Origin of the sequence: Pimelobacter sp. 30-1, assembly GCF_018831735.1 — a bacterium.
In the GTDB taxonomy this organism is placed as follows: Bacteria; Actinomycetota; Actinomycetes; order Propionibacteriales; family Nocardioidaceae; genus Nocardioides.
Map to the genome: position 1 here is coordinate 19,150 of NZ_NHTS01000010.1, position 18,761 is coordinate 37,910.

Here is an 18,761-nt window from a genome sequence, read left to right on the forward strand (position 1 = left end):
TCGTCAAGCATCAGGCGTTCCACCGGACCAGGACGGGCGTCTCGCGCTCGTGGCCGAGCGTCGAGACGGTCGCGGTGTCGAGCCGGAAGAGCCGGCCCTCGGCCACCGGCTGCCCCAGCCAGCGCGCGGCGAGGGCGCGCAGCACGTGCCCGTGCGCGAACACCAGCACCGGTCCGGTGGCCTGCGCGGCGCGGATCCGGGCGACCACGCGGTCGCAGCGCGCGGCGACCTGGTCGGCGCTCTCGCCGCCGGGGCAGGGGTGGGTCCACACGGTCCAGCCGGGCACCTCCTCGCGGATCTCGGGGGTGGTGCGGCCCTCGTAGTCGCCGTAGCCCCACTCGAGCAGGTCGTCGTCGACCTCGGCGTCGGGGAAGCCGGCGAGCTCGGCCGTGCGGCGGGCGCGCTCGAGGGGGCTGGTCAGCACGAGCGAGTACGACGGCCCGGCGAGCCGCGCGGGCAGCCCGCGGGCGACCTCCTCGCCCTCGGGCAGCAGCGGCAGGTCGGTGGTCGAGGTGTGCCGTCCCGAGACACTCCACTCGGTCGCCCCGTGCCGGACGAGAAAGGCGGAATCGGCCATGCGGACATCCTGCCAGCGAGGTCGCCGCGGTGGCAGGATCCGGGCATGCCCCTGTCCCGTCACCGCCTGGCGATCGCGGCCGCGTTCGCCACCCAGGGCTTCGTCTTCATCGGCCTCACCACACGGCTGCCGGAGATCAAGGACCGCTGGGACCTCTCCGAGCTCGGCATCTCCGGCGTGCTGCTCGGCATCGTGCTGCTGGCGGGCGCGGGCTCGGTCGTCGCCGAGAAGCTCGCGGCGCGCACGGCCAGCGCGTCGGTGCTGCGCGCCGGGCTGGTGCTCGTCGCGGTCGGCGCGGGGCTGATGCTCGCGGCGCCGGCCTGGGCGGCGTACCTCGCCGGGGTCGCGGTCTACGGCGTCGGGCTCGGCATGGTCGACGCCACCACCAACATGCAGGCGGTGGCGCTCGAGCTGCGCTACGGGCGCCCGATCCTGCCGAGCTTCCACGGCGCGTGGACGTTCGGCGGCCTGATCGGCGCGGCGGTCACCCTCGCGACCTCGGACGTCGACCTGGCCTGGACCGCGGGGATCGCCGTGCTGCCGCTGCTGGTGGCCGGCGCGGCCTTCCTGCCGCGCGCGGCCGGGGCACCGTCGGCGACCGCCGCGGGCGCCACCGAGATCGCGGTGCCGTGGCGCCCGATCCTGATGGTCGGGCTCGGGATGGTCGTGTTCTACATGGTCGACACCGCCGCCCAGACCTGGGGCGCGGTCTACCTCGACGAGGTCGTCGACGCGCCCTCGCGGTTCGTCGCCCTGGCCACGCTCCCCTACCTGGTCGCCAGCCTCGCGGTGCGGATGGCGGGCGACCGCCTCGTCCTCCGGTACGGCGCCACGCCGGTCCTGCGCATCGGCGCGGTCGTCGCGTGCGCCGGTCTCGTCGTGGTCACCGCCGCGCCGACCTGGGGCGTGGCCGTGCTCGGCTTCACGCTCACCGGCGCCGGCATCTCGGTGGTCGCGCCGCTGAGCTTCTCCGCCGCCGCGCGGATCGCCGGCGGCTCGGTCGAACGGGTGGACGCGGTGATCGCCCGGTTCAACCAGTTCAACTACGTCGGAGGACTGCTCGGCGCGGTGCTCACCGGCGTGGTGGGCAAGGACGAGCTGCGCTACGGCTTCGTGGTGCCGATGGTGCTCGTGCTGGCCCTGCTGCCGCTGGCACGCTGGTTCAGCGCCGGCCGGCCCGAGCCGGCGACGACCGAGGAGCTCAGCGCCGAGCGGTAGGCCGGCAGACGCGGCACGTCGTGAGGTGGGCGTTGTCCTCACCCACGGGGGTGAGGTCGTCGCGGTGCGCGATGAGGGCGCAGTCGCGGCGGTGCATCGTCGTACCGCCGCCGGCGACGACGGGGATCGCGCCCACGTCGAGGCCCTGCTCGTCGGTGCGCGCGTTGGTGGCGGTCACCTCGGCGAGCACGAGCAGCGTGTCGGCCAGGCGCTTGGACGACTCCCGGCCGTCGGCGGCGATCCGGGCCAGCCAGGCGCCGAAGTAGAGGAAGCCGCCGACGAACGTCAGGCCGAGGCCGAGCATGCCGCCGGAGACGACGTAGGACAGCTGGTCCCACTGGTAGGGCGTGTTCGCGGCGCCGTACCAGCCGAGGATGATGACCACGATGCCGAGCGGCAGCATGATCGCGCCCGCCCAGAAGAGCACGACCTGGAGCAGGGCGTAGTAGTTGTCCTTGAGCGGCGCGACGCCGGAACGGGAGGACGCTTCGCCGACGCGCGGGAGGCTGCTTGCGGTCATGGTCATGCCTTTCGGAGGTCGGGGAGGCCGCTGTCGAGGCCGTGGGCGCAGGCGGCACCGCCGCCGAGGGCGAGGACGCCGAGCCGGCGGAACCAGCTGCCGGCGAAGGCGGCGAGGACGAACGCGCCGATCAGGAGCATCCCGGGGATCGAGAACAGCTCGGGCAGTCCGGCGCTGGCCGGGGCCGCGGCGGGCAGGTCGCCGACCGGCGCGCCGCCGGTGGGGGCGCCGCCGACCGGGGCCGGGCCCGCGGCGGGCGGGACGCCGACCGAGCCGGCGGCGGGCTTGCCGCCGGAGGCCGCGGGCGGCGTACCGGTGGCGGGCGGGGTGCCCGTGCCGGGCGTCGGAACGCTCGCGATGGGCGGCACCGTGTCGACGGTCGCCGAGGCGACGCCGAGGGTGACCACGATCTTGGGCGCGAGGCCGGACAGGCCCGCCACGACGCCCTTGAGCGGTCCGGCCTGGGCGGGGATCAGCTGGGCGAGGATATTCGTGGGCAGCAGCTTGAGCACCGGCGCGAGGATCTTGGTGTCGATGGTGATCTTGAGGCCCTCGGACAGGCTCGTCGCGGCATCGCCCTCGACCTTGCGGACCGGCTCGGGGATCTCGAACTTCACGCCGAGCTTCTCCAGCGCCGCGACCGGCAGCTTGTTGAGGCCGGGGATCGGGGTGGTCTTGCCCGTGGCGGTGACGCCGTCGGGGCCGATGGAGAACTCCTGGCCCGCGATCGCCATCTTGCCCCAGGTCGCCTTGCCGGTGGCCTTGCCCTTGGTCCCGTCGGAGCTCACCTTGGCGACCGACTCGACGCCGCCGAGCGTGATCAGCCCGCCCAGCAGCCGGATCTCGCCCAGCGTCGATCGGGAGGCGCCGGTGACCGGGCTCTCGGTCGCCGACATCTTGCTGCTGGACACGTAGCCGTCGACGTCGACGATCGCGGCGAGCTGGGGCGGAAGCCCCGGCGCGGCGGTCTTCTTGGTGCCCGCGAGGCCGCCGGTGAGGGCTCCGCTGAGCTGGTCGAGCAGGTTGGTCAGCGGGTTGCCGCCGGCGGGCGCCTTGCCGTCGCCGTCGGCGTCGGGACCGAGCACCGCGCCGTCGGGCGAGAAGCCCGTCTCGGCCGTGGCGGTCTTGTCGCCCGAGGTGGTCCGCATGATCGTGCCGGGGATCTTCTCGTCGCTCTGGGTCGGGGTGTCGCCCGGGAACTGCGAGTTGACCTGGACCGGGTAGCCGTTCTCGGTGAGCGGCGTCGACGGCAGCCCAAGCTGCTCGGCGAAGGTCTTGAGGCCCTCGCCCACGGGGTCGCCGGGCCAGAACAGGCTGGCCCGTCCGGTCGACTGGCCGGAGTCCGCCTTGACCTTGCTGTAGCCCATCTCGAACTCGACCTGCGGGCTCGCCGGGATCGGCAGGCTGGGCTCGTAGATCTCCACCCGGATCGGTGCGGACCACGCGGTCGTCGAGAAGCCGCCGTACGCCGGCGCGGCGGCGGTGGTGGCCGCGGCCGGTGCGACTCCGGGGCCGGCGGCCATCGGCACCATCGAGGCGACGATGCCCCCGGCGACCAGGAGGGCGTACCTGGACGCTCCCCGCCTGCTGCGCGGCGCCTCGCATCCGCCCTGGCAGCGTTGGCGTCGCTCGTCGTGCGATCCAGCATGCCGTCGCTCCGCCGCCTTGCCAGACCGGCGCGAGACACCGCTCGCGACGGCAGCGAGCGTCCAGCTACGCCCTTGTCGGAACCTGCTCATGCTGCTCCCCCCAGGATGACGTCGGCCATCGTGTCGAGGATCTCCCCCGGCTCTCCGGTGGCCACGATGCGGCCGCCGCTCATCACGGCGGCGTAGTCCGAGACCCGCAGCGCGGTGCGGGCGAACTGCTCGATGCAGAGGATGGACACCCCGGACTCGGCGATCCGGGCGACGGTCTCGTAGAGCTCGTCGACGATCAGCGGCGCGAGGCCCATCGACAGCTCGTCGAGCAGCAGCAGCGCCGGGTCGGAGGCGAGGGCCCGCGACATGGCGAGCATCTGCTGCTCGCCGCCGGACATGGTGCCGGCGAGCTGGTGGCGCCGCTCGTGGAGCCGCGGGAAGTAGCTGTAGGCGGTCTCGAGGATCGCTCCCGCGGGGACGCCGGCGTAGGACATCAGGGTGAGGTTCTCCTCGACCGTGAGGTTGGGGAACACCGAGCGGCCCTCGGGGATCGTGCACAGGCCGACCCGGGCGAGCTCGTCGGAGCGTGCCTTGCGGACGTGGACGCCGGCCAGGTGGATGTCGCCGGACGTCGCCTCCTTCTGGCCGCTGATCACCTTGACCAGGGTGGACTTGCCGGCGCCGTTGGGGCCGAGCAGTGCCATCACCGCGCCGCGGGGCACGGCGAGGTCGACGCCGCGGAGCACCTCGATCCGGCCGTACGCCGCGTGCAGGTCGAGGACCTCCAGGATGGGCACGCTCATGACGTCACCGCCTCGATCACGCTGGTCTCGGAGTCCTGCTCGGAGTAGCCCAGGTAGGCGCGCTGCACCTGGGGGTCGGACCGGATCGCGGCCGGGGCGCCGGAGGCGATGATCTCGCCGAAGTCGAGGACGTGGATCTCGTGGCACACGTTCATCACCAGGTCCATGTCGTGCTCGACCATGAGCACCGCGCAGCCCTCGGCGGCGAGCTCGACGAGCAGCTCGCCGAAGGCGTCGGTCTCGGTCTCGTCCAGGCCCGACGAGGGCTCGTCGAGGAGTAGCAGCTTCGGGTCGCTCGCCAGGCAGCGGGCGAGCTCGAGCAGCCGGGCGGTGCCGGTCGGGATCGAGTCGGCGCGCTCGTCGGCGTAGTCGCGGATGCCGACCCGGTCGAGCAGCGCCTCGATGTTGGTGCCCGCGCGCCCGAACCAGGCCAGTGGGCCGCCGTGGATCTCGTGCGCGACACGGACGTTGTCGCGCACGCTGAGCGAGCCGAACGCCTCGAGCCGCTGGAAGGTGCGGCCGATCCCGTGCCGGGCCCGCTTGTGCACGGGCCAGCCGGTGACATCGCGCTCGCGGTAGCGGACCTTGCCCTTGGTGGGGCGCTGGAGTCCGGTGATGACGTTGAAGCAGGTCGTCTTGCCCGCGCCGTTGGGGCCGATCAGGCCGGTGATCAGGCCCCGGTCCGCGGTGAAGGTGGCCCGGTTGACGGCGGTCACCCCGCCGAACCGGACGACGACGTCGTCGACCTCGAGCAGCGCCATGGCTCAGACCACCTTCTCGATCACGCGCGGGTCGGGCTCGACGCCCGACACGTCCACCAGCGGTACGTCGACCGAGCCGTCCTCGCCGCCGGCACCGGCCCTGCCGCCGCGGGGCAGCAGGGCTTGGAGCCGTTCGTCGAGGCCGGGTGCCACCCGGTCCCGGGTCCAGCGGCCCACCTTGAAGACGTGGTTCGCGATGCCGTTGGGGTCGCGGCCGAGCAGCACCGCGCCGAAGCCGATGACCACGAACAGCAGGCCGGCCGCCTGCGGCTGCGAGGCCTGGAGCTCGGGCAGCAGCATGAGCGCCGTACCGCCGAGCAGGGCGCCGGTGACCGAGGTGGCGCCGAAGACCACCGCGAGCAGCAGCACGAGCAGCGACTGGAAGTAGAGGAAGTCCGCCGCGCCGACCGTGCCACGCAGGCCGGCGAACAGACCGCCCGCGAGACCGGCGATGCCGGCCGACAGTGCGAACAGGCCGACCCGGAACCAGCGCATGTCGAGGCCGAGCGTGCCGCACGCCGACGGGCTGTCGCGCATGGCGACGAGCAGCCGGCCGAGCGCGCCGCGGCGCAGCAGGAGCAGGCCGAGCGCCAGGAGCACGAAGGCCAGGACCATGAACCACACGTACGAGGTGTCCTTGCCGATCTGCACGCCGAGGATCGAGAGCCGCTCGGCGGCGAGCGTGCCGTTGAACTTGAAGGCGAAGTCGGCGTTGAAGACGACCTTGTCCATGAGCACCGCGAACGCCATCGTCGACAGCGCGAGGTAGAGCCCGGTCAGCCGCAGCACCGGCAGCGCGACCAGGGCTCCGACGCCCGCCGCGACCAGCGCGGCCATCGCGAGGCCGAACAGGTTGGGCTCGTCGAGCTTGGCGTAGGTCAGCGCACCGACGCCGGCGAACGTGAACTGCGCGAGGGAGACGTGGCCGCCGTACCCGGTGAGCAGGACCAGCGAGAGCATCACCATCGCGTACGTCGCCGCGACGCCGATCAGCAGCACCTGGTTGGGCGCGACGACGTTGAGGAGCACGAACGCCACCGCGAGCAGCACCGCGCCCGAGCCGATCGACTTGCGCATCGTCGGCACCGGGGCGGTGACGATGCCCTTGACCTGGCCGATCCGCAGCTGGGCCTGGGGCATGAGCACGACGATCGCGAACAGGAAGAGCGCCGGGATCACCGGGCGGAACGAGCTGAGGAAGCCGTCGGTCGGCAGGTAGCCGACCGCGAGCGACTCGAGGATGCCCAGCGCCATGGCGCCGGCGAAGGTCATCGGCAGGCTCTTGAGCCGGCCGAGCATCGCCGCGGCGTAGGCGTTGATGACGAGCAGCGTCAGCGCGTAGTAGTCGAGCAGCACGACCGGCGTGAGCAGGATGCCGCCGAGCGCGGCGAGCGAGATGCCGATCGCCCACGAGAGCGCGGCCACCCGGTCGGGCTTGCCGCCGAACAGCTTGAGCAGCTCGGGGTTGTCGACGGAGGCCCGCATGGCGGTGCCGATCCGGGTCCGGTTGAGCAGCAGGTAGAGGCCGACCGCGACGCCGATCGCGCAGACCAGCGTGATCAGCTGGTGGGCGGTGATGTAGGTGTCGCCGATCTTCCAGCCGGTGCCGGAGTAGAACGGCAGCAGCACCCGCGGCTCCGGCGGCCACAGCTGCTGGGCGAGGCCGATCAGGCCGACCAGCAGGCCGACGGTGACGACGAGCGCCACCGAGACCGGCCCCTCCCCCAGCCCGCGGGTGACGAAGCGCTGGATGAACCAGCCGATCGCGGGCGCCACGACGCCGAGGACGAGGACGAGCGCGAGCCAGGTGGGCACGCCCTGGCGCTGGGTGAAGTCCCAGAAGACGAACGACAGGAGCATGCCGAACGCACCGTGGGCGATGTTGAAGACCCGCGTCGTGGTGTAGGTGAGCACCAGGCCGCTGGCCATGATCGCGTAGGCCGCGCCGGTGAAGAGGCCCAGCAGCACGAAGGCGAAGAGAGATCCCATGACGACCGCCTATCCGCCGATCCCGGTGTTGACGACCTTGCCGCACATGTAGGAGCCCGGCGAGACCTGCTGCCAGCGCCCGCTCTTGTACTGGATGACCTTCTGGCACGGCGGGGTGCTGGCGGTGCCGAGGTTCATCGCCGTGTGCGCGCCGTTGCCGGTCCACGAGGACGTACGGCGTACCGCGTCGACGAGCGAGCCCCGGGTGAGCTTGCCGCCGAGCGCGATCGCCCGCTCGACGAAGAGCCGGGCCGCCGACCAGGCGTAGAGCCCGTAGTAGTTGGGCGTCGCGCCGGGCTTCACCTGCTGCAACCAGGAGAGGTAGAGCTGGATCTCGGCGTTCTTGGTGTTCTCGAACAGGTCGTTGGCGGAGTAGATGAAGACGCCGTCGGCGAGCCCGCCCGCCTGGTCGATGTAGCGCTTGTCGTAGATCGTCGGGTCCTGCAGGAAGAAGTCCGGCTTGAAGCCCTGCTGCTGCATGGCCTGCTGGAGCTTGACCGTGTTCTGGTAGGGCCCCTGGTAGGTGACGGCCTTGATCCCCTTGTCCTTCATCTGCTGGACGTAGGGCGCGAAGTTGAACTCCGCGACGTCGATGCCCTGGATGTAGTTGACCTTCCAGCCGGCGCCCTTCTCGAAGCCGGCCGCGAGGCTCTTGGAGTTGACCGGCGCCGCGCCCGCGTTGATGTAGAGCACCGCGGCGTTCTTGACCGCGCTGGGGTACTTCTGAGCGAGCCACTTCGCGGCCGGGTCGGAGATCAGGTTGGTCCGGATCGAGTACGCCGCGAAGCAGGTCTTGCACGCCTGGCGCTCCGGGTTGACCGTGACCGAGCGCAGGTCCGGGAGACCGCAGCCCTGCGCGGTGGCAGCACCACCGGAGTCGAACGCCGACATCGAGCCGACCGTCGCGAACGCCGCGCCGCACGCCTTGACGTATCCCTGCTGGTCCGCGCCCGCGTCGGCCCGGCTGTCGAGGTTCATCAGCTCGAGCTTGCGCCCGCAGATGCTCCCCTGGGAGTTGAAGTACTCGATGTAGGCACGGGTCGCCTGCTGCGCCGACTCGAAGATGCCCGGCACCGGGCCGGAGATGTCGGCGACGTTGGCCAGGGTGATCGTCTTGTCGGTGATGCCGGTCTGGTTCTTGAAGCCGGTGCACGAGCCGGCCTTGACGCCGCCCGAGGCCGAGCCGTTCCCGGACGTCGGCGACCCCCCAGTGCCGCCGCCGCCCGACCCGCCCGTGCCGCCGCCACCGCTGCCGCCGGAGCCCCCGCTGCTGCCGGAGCCGCCGGAGCCCGCGTCGCCGCCGCTCGCGCCACCGTCGGTGCCCGGGTCACCGGTCCCACCGGTGCCGCCGGACCCGCCGTCGACGCCGGTGTCCCCGTTGACGCCCGTCGTACCGCCCTGGTCGTTGACCTTGGCGACGGTCTGGGGGTCGAGCTGCGACCCGCACGCGGTCAGTGCCAGCAGCACCACCGCCACGCCCGCCGTACGGCGCCAGCGGTTCTGGTGTCCTCTCATGGCGTCAGCCCCCCACACCGGAGTTGACGACGCCACCGCACAGCCAGGCGCCGGGAGATATCTGCTGCCAGCGACCACCCTTGTACTGGATGATCTTCTGGCACGGCGGCGTCTGCGCCGTGCCGACCCGCATGGCGGTGTGCGCGCCGTTGCCGGTCCAGGCGGTGACCTTCTTGACCGCCGCCACGAGCGAGGCGCGGCTGAGCTTGCCGCCGAGCGCGACCGCCTGCTCGACGAAGAGCCGCGCGGCCGACCAGGCGAACAGGCCGTAGAAGTTGGGGATCGCGCCGGGCTTCACCTGCTGCAGCCAGGAGAGGTAGAGCTGGACCTCGGCGTTGTTCTTGTTCTCGAACAGGTCGGTGGTCGAGTAGACGATCGTGCCCTCGGCCAGCGGACCCGCCTGCTGGATGTAGCGCTGGTCGTAGATCGTCGGGTCCTGCAGGAACACGTCGGGCTTGTAGCCCTGCTGCTGCATGGCCTGCTGCAGCTTGACCGTGTTCTGGTAGGGACCGGTGTAGACCACCATCTTGATGCCCTTGTCCTTGAGCTGCTGGACGTAGGGCGCGAAGTTGAACTCCGCCACGTCGATGCCCTGGGTGTACTTGATCGACCAGCCCATCTTGCCCCAGGCCGCGGCCTGGCTCTTGGCGTTGACCGGGGCCGCGCCACCGTTGATGTAGAGGACGCCGACGCTCTTGACCGCGCTGGGGTACTGCTTGGCGAGCCACTTGGGACCGGAGTCGGCGATCAGGTTGGGCCGGATCGAGTAGACGCCGAAGCAGGTGCCGCACGCGGCCCGCTCGGGCGTGGTGCTCGCCGCCCGGATGTCGGGGAGCCCGCACGACTGGGCCACGCCCGCGCCACCGGAGTCGAAGGCGCCCATCGAGCCGATCGCGGCGAACGCCTGGTCGCAGGCCTTGGTGTAGGCCTGCTGGTCCGCGCCAGCGTCGGCCCGGCTGTCGAGGTTGAGCAGCTCGAGCTTGCGCCCGCAGATCGTGCCCTGGGAGTTGAAGTACTCGACGTACGCGCGGGCCGCCTGCTGGGAGGCCTCGAAGATGCCGGGGACCGGGCCGGACAGGTCCGCGACGTTGGCCAGGGTGATCGTCTTGTCGGTGATCCCCTTCTGGTTCTTGAACCCGTCGCACGACCCGGCCTTGACGCCGCCGGAGGCGCCGCCCTTGCCGGACGACGGGGAGCCGGCCGTGCCGCCCCCGGAGCCGCCGCTGCTGCCGGAGCCGCCGCCCGGCGTACCGGGGGCGTCGCCGGACGTACCGCCCCCGGAGCCGCCCGCCGCGGGGTCACCCGCGGTGCCGCCGCCGTCGCCGGAGACCGGCGCACCGACCGCTCCCGACCCGCCGCCGGAACCGCCGGAGCCGTCGACCTTGGCCACGGTGCTCGGGTCGAGCTGGGATCCGCAGGCGCTCAGCGCGAGCACCAGGACGGTCACACCGAGATACCGGCGTGTGCGCAGACTCATGGGCATGCGGACCTCTCGCATCGGGAGCACAGCAAGGTCCCGGTCCCGGGGACCTCAGTCGCTCAACGACGGCGCTGTGACCCGGGTCACGCTCGGAATGCAACGTGTTTCAGTTTTCTCCCGGAAGCCGGGGGAACGCGCCGGGCCGCCACGACGTCCCAGGCATCATGAGAGCCATGTCGTCGCGTCTCCGCCTGCTCGCCGTCCTCCCCCCGCTGCTGATCGCCCTGGCCGCGTGCAGCAACGAGAACGACGGCCGGGCCGCCGACCCGGCCTCGGAGGCACCCACCAGCGCGCCGACCAGCACCGGCCCGAGCGAGAGCCCGAGCAGCACCGGGCGCTACCCCACGTTCGCCCCGGCCGACTACGTCTACCGGCTCCGGGTGCTCTGCTACTGCCCGCAGGTCGGCACCGTCGAGGTCACCGTGGCCGACGGCGCGGTCACCGAGGCCGTCATCGCCGGTGGGCCGCGCAAGGGTCAGTCCGCGCCGGAGTTCACGCGGCTGACCATCAACGACGTGATCGCCATGGCCAACGACCCCGACGCCGCCAAGGTCCAGGTGGACTGGCCCGACGGCCAGGACCACCCGACCTCGGTGCAGCTCGACCGGATCGCCAACGCGGTCGACGACGAGGTGACCTACGCGATCAAGGACGTCCGGGTCAGCCCTTGACGGTCAGCGAGAGCAGCTGGCCCAGGGTCGCGTCGGCGAGGTAGGCGCGCCCGATGGCGACCCCGGCCAGCGGCAGCACCGCCTCGTCCTCGACGAGGAGGTAGAGCGGCTCGTAGCGGGGCTGGAACTTCGCCTTGAACGCCTGGAGCGAGCGGAAGCCGTAGTAGGGCTCGAGCACCTCGCCGAGCCGGTCGAGCATCGTGTCGACGACGCCGCGCTCGTCCTCGTCGCCGCCCCGGGCGTGGGCCAGGGGTGCGCCGGAGAGCGAGACGAGCGCGTAGCCGTCGTCGCGGAAGATCTGGCACGAGCCCGCGATGAGCAGCTCCATCGCGTAGCGGAAGCCGCCCGGCAGCCGGCGCATGAGGTCGAGGGTCCAGCCCTCGACCTGGCCGTTGGTGCCGTGGATCGGCATCCAGCTGGTCACGCCGTGCACGGTCATGTCCTGGTCGACGGCGATGGCGATCCACACGTCGGGATCCTTCGCCTCCTCGAGCCCGCCGAGGGTGAAGCCCATCTCGGGCAGCTTCTTGTCGTGGACCCACTCGTCGCAGATCGCCGCGACCTGGACCCGGATGCTGCGCGGCGCCTCGGCGAGCCGGTGCAGGCGCACCTCGATGCCCTGCTTCTCGGCCTGGTTGAACGCCGAGCGCACGTCCTGCCACTTCTTCCCGCGGAACTCCAGGCCGGCCAGGTCGACGATCGCCTCCTCGGCCACCTGGACCGCGAGCCAGCCGCGCTCCCGGGCCCAGTCGGCGAGGACCGGGCTCGCGCTGAACAGGCACGGCGTCGTCCCGCCGTCGCGGGCCGCGGCGACGAACGCGTCGGCGACCTCGTGCGGGTGCCGCTCGCCGGCGATGGGGTCGCACAGCCCGATCGCGACGCCCGACGTCAGCCGGTAGGCGACCGCACCGTCCTCGGGGCCGAACCACCAGGAGTTCTGCGGCCAGGTGGTCATCCAGGCGAGCCGGTTGCCGGAGCCGTGGTCGGCGAGCAGGGCCCGCGCCCGGGCCCGGTGGGCGTCGGTGGCCAGCGCCCCGATGCTCTGGGGACCGGCCTTGCGCAGGCCGCGGCGGCCGGGGTTGCGGAAGGCGCGACGGCCCCAGAGCAGGACGACGAGACCGAGCCCGTCGAGCACGAGGCTCAACCAGAGCAGGCCGCTGTTGTCGAGCTCGCCGGCCAGCACGAAGCCGGCCGAGACGAGGACCAGCACCACGCTCAGCGCGGTGATCACCGCCGCCACCCACCACCAGGTACGACGCCCGCGGACCAGCCCCTGGGCGACGACGAGGTCCGCGGCGACCTGCACGAGCACCCACCACCACGACTCCGGGTCACCGCCGATCTGCCCGAACGGCCCCTCGCGGTCGACCACCTGGGCGATCAGCGTCAGCGCGGCGCTCCACCAGAAGAAGCCGGCCGCGATCAGCCGCAGGTCGCGCCGGGTGAACGTCGCCTGCAGCACCGTGCGCAGCGGCGTCGGGCGCCGGCCCACCACCCACGGGCCCGCGGCCAGGCCGACGACCACGGCGACGAGGTGCTCGACGTCGTACAGGAAGCCGAGGAAGGTCAGCGAGGTGAGCGTGTAGCCGACGAGCGCGAGCCGGACCCGGCCGCGCCAGCGGCGGCGCAGCCCGGCGCTGGCGATCATCGCGGCGCACATCCCACCCGCGCTGAAGCCCAGGTCGAGGTCGTCGGAGATCCGCACCGCCCAGCCCCAGCCGGTCTCGGCGAGCAGCAGCACGAGCGCGCAGCCGCCGACCACGCCGACCAGCTGGCCGAGCACGACGCAGACCGCGGCGACCTTGGTGCCCAGGCGCCACTCGGCGAGCCCCGAGAGCAGCACGAAGAAGCCGATCACCACCGGGTACTGCCACGGCGCGAGCGCGAACAGCGCCCCGGTCGCGAACGTCCACCAGCGGTGGTCGGCGAGCGCCTGCGGCCCGTAGGCCACGTCGGCGAACCAGTCCTTCGACTCCAGCGGCGACCACAGGGTCCCGGTGGCGATCGCCAGCCCGAGGATCAGGGCGGCGACGCCGATCGTGAACGGGACCCGGCGGAGCACGGCCATCAGCGCGGCACGAGCACCCAGTAGTCGAGGTCGAGCAGCACCCCTGCGGCGTACTTGCCGTCGTCGCCGCGCAGCGTCATGGACTCGTCGCGGCCCTTGGTCGCGACCAGGCGCAGGCGCAGCGCGCCGACCCCGGGCGCGGACGTCTCGGCCTTGTCGAGCACCTCGGACCAGGCGTAGACGGTGTCGCCGGCGAACGCGGGCGCGGTGTGGGCGCCGGCGTTGATCGCGGCGACGAGCTGGGCGTTGGCCAGGCCGTTGAACGACAGCGCGCGGGCCAGCGAGATCACGTGACCGCCGTAGACGAGCCGGTTGCCGTCGGGACGGGCCTCGACGTTGAAGTGCACCTTGGCGGTGTTCTGCCACAGCCGGGTGGCCTGCTGGTGCTCGGACTCGGTCAGGGTGACGCCGTCGACGTGGTCGATCTTCTCGCCCACCGCGTAGTCGTCGAAGCGGTGCGGCTCGCCGGCCGCCGCGAAGTCGTAGCCGGTGAAGTCCAGGCCGGCGGGGACCACCAGGTCGGCGGCGGCCACGGCGGGCGCCAGCTCGGGGAGCACGGGCTCGGGCGCGGGCGCGTCGGCGTCGCGCTTGTGGACCATCACCCAGCGGGCCCAGTCGAGGACGACCTCGCCGCGCTGGTTGGTCGCGGTGGAGCGGACGTAGACGACGCCGCTCTTGCCGTTGGAGTTCTGCTTGAGGCCGATCACCTCGGACGTCGTGCTCAGCGTGTCACCGGGGACGACGGGCAGGTGGAACCGGCACTCGGCGTACCCGAGGTTGGCGACCGCGTTGAGCGAGACGTCCGGGACGGTCTTGCCGAAGGCGATGTGGAAGGCGATGAGCTCCTCGACCGGGTGCGGGTCGAGCCCGACCGCCGCGGCGAAGGCCGCCGACGACGGCACCGCGAAGCGCGTCGGGTAGAGCGACCCGTAGACGGCCCGGTCCCCCTCGGTCACCGTGCGCGGCGTGGCGTGGCGGATGACCTGGCCGACCGTGAAGTCCTCGAAGAAGTTGCCCGGGTTCGTCTTGCTCATGGGCGGTCATCCTGCCAGGTCGGCCAGGAGCCTCCGCCAGACCTCCGCCACGTGATCGATGTCGTACTGCCGGGAGTCCTGCAGGGCCTGCGTCCCGAGCCGGTCGCGCAGCTCCTTGCTGCCCATCAGCTCGCGCAGCGCCGCGGTCAGCGCCGGGACGTCGCCGTCGGGCACCAGCCGGCCGTTGGTCTCGGTCACCAGCTCACCGGGACCGCGCGGGCAGTCGAAGCTCACCACGGGCGTGCCCTGGCTGAGGGCCTCGATGATCGTCATCGGCAGCCCCTCGTGGTGCGAGGACATCGCGAAGACCTCGGCCCCGCGCAGCTCGCCGGGCATGTCGTCGGAGTTGCCGGCCAGCTCGATCGTGGTCAGGCCCGACCGGGTGATCTGCTCCTGGAGCGCGTCGTGCAGCGGACCCATGCCCAGGATCCGGCACCGCCAGTCGGGCGCCTCGGGCGCCAGCACCGCCCAGGCGTCGATGAGCCGGTCGAAGCCCTTGACCGGCGCGAGCCGCCCGGCGGCGACCACCGTCCGGGTGTCCCGCGCGGCGCGCTCGGCGGGCGCCGACCACGGGATCGCGTTGCGGATCACCACGATCCGCGCCTCGGGGTGCTTGCGGGCGTAGTCGCGCCGGTCGGCCTCCGTTAGGACGACGAACGCCGCCATCCGCGGCATCGCCTGGCGGATCGACTTGAGCCCGCCGCCCGGGCGCTTGCGCGCGGGGAAGTTGAGGTGGTCCCAGCCGACCAGCGTCACCTCCGGGCCGAGCACCTCGGCGGCGAACCGGTGGAGCGAGGGACGCGCGGTGATCACGACGTCCCCGGGGCCGTAGCGCCCGAGGGCGGCGCTCAGCCCGGCGTCGGTGAGCGCCGAGTAGTACTTCTCCTCGAGGAACCGGCTGCGCCGGTGGGCCTGGCGCCGGCTCCGCCACGGCAGGGTGTCGAGCTGGCGGAAGCCGACCGGGACCACGTGGGTGACCTCGATGCGAGGGTCGATCGCGAAGGCGCGCGAGCCGCCGTCGTACACGCTGATGATCTCGACGCGGTGGGTCGCCGCGAGGGCCCCCGCGATGTTGGTGACCGCGCGTGAGACGCCGCTGCGGCCGTGGATCGAGAGAACCACGAAGACGACGCGCGGGCGCGGGTCGTTCGGGCGCCCGAGCGCGCGGCGAGTCATGTGCCCATGAATACCCGATAGGGTGCAGGCCGTGGCGGATTCGAGCAAGACTTTTACCGGGATGCTCTCCGTCGTCGTCCCCTGCTACAACGAAGAGGCCGTCGTCGACTCGATGGTCGCCGTCCTCCAGGACGTGCTGCCCGGGATCGCCGCCTCGTTCGAGGTGCTCCTCGTGGACGACGGGAGCAGCGACCGCACCCTCGAGCGACTGCGCGCGATCAACGCCGAGGACGAGCGCTTCCGCTACCTCGCGCTGAGCCGCAACTTCGGCAAGGAGTCGGCGATGCTGGCCGGGCTCAGCCAGGCCAAGGGCGACGCCGTGGCGATCCTCGACGCCGACCTCCAGCACCCGCCCGCGCTGCTCGCCCAGATGCTGCCGCTGCTCGCGGCCGGCAACGACCAGGTGATCGCGCGGCGTACCCGCACCGGTGACAAGCCGCTGCGCACGCTCTTCTCCAAGGCCTACTACCGGGTCTTCAACCGGCTCATCGACGTCACCCTCGAGGACGGCGCCGGCGACTTCCGGGTGCTCAGCCGCCGCGCGGTCCGGGCGCTGCTCGCCGTGGGCGAGTACAACCGGTTCTCCAAGGGCCTGTTCTCGTGGATCGGCTTCGAGACCGCCGTGGTCGACTACGAGAACGTCGCCCGGGCCGGCGGTGAGACCAAGTGGAGCATGCGCAGCCTGGTCAACTACGGCATCGACGGCGTCGTCTCCTTCAACTCCCGGCCGCTGCGGCTGGCGATCTACTTCGGCGCGTTCATCTCGCTCGTCGCCTTCGTCTACGCCCTGTGGGTGCTCGGCGACGCGATCATCAACGGCAACCAGGCCCCCGGCTACGTCACGACCATCTGCACCGTCGTCGGCTTCGGCGGCGTCCAGATGATCCTGCTCGGCGTGATCGGCGAGTACCTCGGCCGGATCTACCTCGAGACCAAGCAACGCCCCCACTTCCTGCTCAAGGAGAGCAGCGACGGCCCCGACCGGACCCCGGTCGCCGTCCTGCTCGGCCAGGAGCACGAGCAGTTCATCAACCTGAACGAGGATCGCGCGTGATCAAGCGGCTGACCTGGCCCCTCGCAGTCGTCGTGGTGACAGGCCTCTACGGCCTGCTGCCCCTCCTCGGGAGCCGCGAGGTCTACCTGCGCGGCGACTCCGCGGCCCAGTTCGCCCCCACCTGGTGGTACCTCGGCCAGACGGTGCGCGACAGCGGCCTGCCGATCGGCCTCGACCCGAGCTCGTTCGCGGGCGGCAACTTCGCCGCCGAGGCGCTCTTCGGCATCTGGAACCCGATCAACCTGCTGATCTGGCTCTTCGTCGCCGGCGCCGGCGACCTGCTGTTCGCCGTCGTCGTGGTCAAGATCGCGATCCTCGTCGCGCTGGCCCTCGGCACCTACCTCGTCGCCCGCGAGTACGACGCCCAGCCGTGGGCCGCCGCCGCGGTCGCCATCGCGCTCCCCTTCTCCGGCTTCACCCTCTGGTGGGACGCCGGCTCCTGGCCGGCCGGCCTCGCCGCGTTCGCCTACGCCCCCTGGGTGTGGTGGGCCTTCCGGCGCACCCTGCGCGGCGCGATGAACCCGTTCTGGGCCTTCCTCATCGGTGCGCTCGGCGTCACCCAGGGCAACCCCTACGGCACGCTCGCGGTGGTCGTCGTCGGCCTCGGGCTCGTGATCGAGGGGCTGGTCACGCGCAACCGGGCGGGCGCCGTACGGCTGGTGCTGACGGGTGGCTTCGTCGCCGCCCTGCTCCCCCTGATCTACATCCCGCTGCTGCGCGCCTCCGAGCTCGCCGCGCGCTCGGACGGCCCGGTCTTCGGCAACAACGGCAAGCTGCGCCCCGAGCTCGGCGACCTGCTCGGCATGAGCAACCCGACCTTCGTCCCGTCGATCATCTCGATCACCGGGCCGACCCAGGTCCCGGTCGCCTACTTCTGCTGGTTCATCCTGCCGCTGCTCCCCTGGCTCCGCTACGGCGTCGTGCGCGAGCGCTGGCGCGAGCTGACCGGCCTCGGCATGATCGGGCTCCTCTACCTGGCCCTCACGCTCGGCCCCTCGAACCTGTGGCTGTTCCGCTGGCCGCTGCGCCTCATCGAGTACTTCTACCTCGCCCTCGGCGTCGCCCTCGCGATCGTCCTCAGCAAGGGCCTGGCCCGCGACCACCGGCGCGCCCGCGTGGCCGGCTCGGCCGCGGTCGTCCTCGCCCTGTCCTTCCAGGCCTGGGCCCAGCACCCGACCTGGCTCGCCTCGACGCTCGCCGGCGCCCTCGTCCTCGCCGCCCTGACCGCGGCGGCCCTCCTGGTGCACCACTACCGGGCGGGCGCGACCTCGCTGCTGGCCGTCGTACTGATCGGGGGGACGGCGGTCACCCTCGGCCTCCAGGCCAAGGTCTACGAGGAGAACGACGGCGCCCGCCTCTACCACGTCCCCACCGACGTCGCGGCGCTCCAGAAGCGCTTCGGCGACCTCGACGGCCGGGTCATGCAGTTCGCCGACCTCCGCAAGGTGCAGAAGAAGGCCCAGCAGACCGGCGACGACCGCAAGCTGCGCCGCGCCTGGAAGAACTTCCTGCCCGGCAGCATGTACCACGTCGCCGGGGTCGAGTCGGTCAACAACTACACCGGCATGGGCTTCCGGCCGTTCGAGAAGCGCCTGTGCATGCACTACGAGGGCTTCACCACCCCCTGCGGCTACAAGCGCGTGTGGAAGCCCCTCACCAAGGGCCAGGACCAGCCCCCGCTCGCCGACCTCCTCAAGCTCCAGACCGTCGTCGCCCAGCCCGCCCAGACCGTCGGCGTCACCCCGCCGCCCAACTGGAGGTACGCCGAGACCGGCGACCGCATCGTCCTGGTCCGCACCGACGCCCTCCCCTGGCCCGACAGCGAGCTCAGCTGGGCCTCCCCCGGCGTCAGCGTCGACAGCGCCCACCGCGACGGCCTGTCCGAGACCGTGAAGCTCTCCGCCCCCCGCGGCGGCCAGGTCACCTTCGCCCTCCTCGAGTGGCCCGGCTACACCGCCACCCTCGACGGCAAGGAGATCGAGGTCGGGCACGACAAGGCCGGCCTGGTCACCCTCGACCTGCCCCGCGGCGCCGAGGGCACCCTCGAGCTGACCTACGACCGGCCCGGCAAGGCGATCGCCAACCTCGGCGTCGGCATCGGCTTCCTGGGCGCCCTGGCCCTGGGCGGGTACGACCTGCTCACCCGCCGTCGCCGCCGCGAGCAGGACGCACCGGCCTGAGCCACCCGCGAAGTGCGGGGGTTGCTGGTCCGAAGTGCGGGGATTGCTGGCCAACATCCGCACCTCGGACCAGCA

General features: G+C 72.2%; 15 protein-coding genes. 4 read left to right on the plus strand and 11 right to left on the minus strand.

Going from position 1 to position 18,761, the window contains the following annotated elements; genetic code table 11:
• Window positions 1-10: 10 nt before the first annotated feature.
• Window positions 11-577, minus strand: coding sequence for a histidine phosphatase family protein (locus CCO04_RS21805; RefSeq protein ID WP_215816278.1), 567 nt, complete (start codon window positions 575-577; stop codon window positions 11-13).
• Between the two features lie 9 nt (window positions 578-586).
• On the opposite strand from CCO04_RS21805, the gene CCO04_RS21810 reads away from it, so the two are divergent.
• Window positions 587-1,795, plus strand: coding sequence for an MFS transporter (locus CCO04_RS21810; protein WP_374197024.1), 1,209 nt, complete (start codon window positions 587-589; stop codon window positions 1,793-1,795).
• Here CCO04_RS21810 and CCO04_RS21815 read toward each other — a convergent pair.
• From CCO04_RS21815 to CCO04_RS21845, 7 genes are all read right to left on the minus strand, one after another.
• Window positions 1,779-2,315, minus strand: coding sequence for a hypothetical protein (locus CCO04_RS21815; RefSeq protein ID WP_215816280.1), 537 nt, complete (start codon window positions 2,313-2,315; stop codon window positions 1,779-1,781). The genes CCO04_RS21810 and CCO04_RS21815 overlap by 17 nt on opposite strands.
• A gap of 2 nt (window positions 2,316-2,317) precedes the next feature.
• Window positions 2,318-3,847 (minus strand): choice-of-anchor P family protein, encoded by a 1,530-nt coding sequence (locus tag CCO04_RS21820; RefSeq protein WP_215816281.1) that lies wholly within the window; start codon window positions 3,845-3,847, stop codon window positions 2,318-2,320.
• 203 nt (window positions 3,848-4,050) lie between these two features.
• Complete coding sequence (locus CCO04_RS21825; RefSeq protein ID WP_215816282.1) at window positions 4,051-4,758, minus strand: ABC transporter ATP-binding protein; 708 nt, start codon at window positions 4,756-4,758, stop codon at window positions 4,051-4,053.
• Window positions 4,755-5,519, minus strand: a complete 765-nt coding sequence (locus tag CCO04_RS21830; protein ID WP_215816283.1) for an ABC transporter ATP-binding protein — start codon at window positions 5,517-5,519, stop codon at window positions 4,755-4,757. The genes CCO04_RS21825 and CCO04_RS21830 overlap by 4 nt, the downstream gene beginning before the upstream one ends.
• Window positions 5,520-5,522: 3 nt before the next feature.
• The gene (locus CCO04_RS21835) at window positions 5,523-7,508 is read right to left on the minus strand and encodes an ABC transporter permease (RefSeq protein WP_215816284.1); all 1,986 of its coding nucleotides are present in this window, start codon (window positions 7,506-7,508) and stop codon (window positions 5,523-5,525) included.
• Between the two features lie 9 nt (window positions 7,509-7,517).
• Window positions 7,518-9,023, minus strand: a complete 1,506-nt coding sequence (locus CCO04_RS21840; RefSeq protein WP_215816285.1) for an ABC transporter substrate-binding protein — start codon at window positions 9,021-9,023, stop codon at window positions 7,518-7,520.
• Between the two features lie 4 nt (window positions 9,024-9,027).
• Window positions 9,028-10,500, minus strand: a complete 1,473-nt coding sequence (locus tag CCO04_RS21845) for an ABC transporter substrate-binding protein (protein ID WP_215816286.1) — start codon at window positions 10,498-10,500, stop codon at window positions 9,028-9,030.
• 176 nt (window positions 10,501-10,676) lie between these two features.
• On the opposite strand from CCO04_RS21845, the gene CCO04_RS21850 reads away from it, so the two are divergent.
• On the plus strand, window positions 10,677-11,174 hold the full coding sequence (locus tag CCO04_RS21850; protein WP_215816287.1) for a DUF6174 domain-containing protein: 498 nt from the start codon (window positions 10,677-10,679) through the stop codon (window positions 11,172-11,174).
• Here CCO04_RS21850 and CCO04_RS21855 read toward each other — a convergent pair.
• Genes CCO04_RS21855 through CCO04_RS21865 form a run of 3 tightly spaced genes read right to left on the minus strand, consistent with a single transcriptional unit; the run spans window position 11,164 to window position 15,452 of the window.
• Window positions 11,164-13,242: a bifunctional lysylphosphatidylglycerol flippase/synthetase MprF gene (locus CCO04_RS21855; protein WP_215816288.1), complete on the minus strand. Its 2,079-nt coding sequence runs from the start codon at window positions 13,240-13,242 to the stop codon at window positions 11,164-11,166. The genes CCO04_RS21850 and CCO04_RS21855 overlap by 11 nt on opposite strands.
• The gene (locus tag CCO04_RS21860; protein ID WP_215816289.1) at window positions 13,242-14,276 is read right to left on the minus strand and encodes a MaoC family dehydratase; all 1,035 of its coding nucleotides are present in this window, start codon (window positions 14,274-14,276) and stop codon (window positions 13,242-13,244) included. The genes CCO04_RS21855 and CCO04_RS21860 overlap by 1 nt, the downstream gene beginning before the upstream one ends.
• A 6-nt stretch (window positions 14,277-14,282) precedes the next feature.
• On the minus strand, window positions 14,283-15,452 hold the full coding sequence (locus CCO04_RS21865) for a glycosyltransferase (protein WP_215816290.1): 1,170 nt from the start codon (window positions 15,450-15,452) through the stop codon (window positions 14,283-14,285).
• Window positions 15,453-15,483: 31 nt separating this feature from the next.
• Between CCO04_RS21865 and CCO04_RS21870 the strand changes: the two genes are divergently transcribed.
• Window positions 15,484-16,506, plus strand: a complete 1,023-nt coding sequence (locus CCO04_RS21870; protein ID WP_308281439.1) for a glycosyltransferase family 2 protein — start codon at window positions 15,484-15,486, stop codon at window positions 16,504-16,506.
• Window positions 16,503-18,686: a hypothetical protein gene (locus CCO04_RS21875; protein WP_215816291.1), complete on the plus strand. Its 2,184-nt coding sequence runs from the start codon at window positions 16,503-16,505 to the stop codon at window positions 18,684-18,686. The genes CCO04_RS21870 and CCO04_RS21875 overlap by 4 nt, the downstream gene beginning before the upstream one ends.
• Window positions 18,687-18,761: the final 75 nt, after the last annotated feature.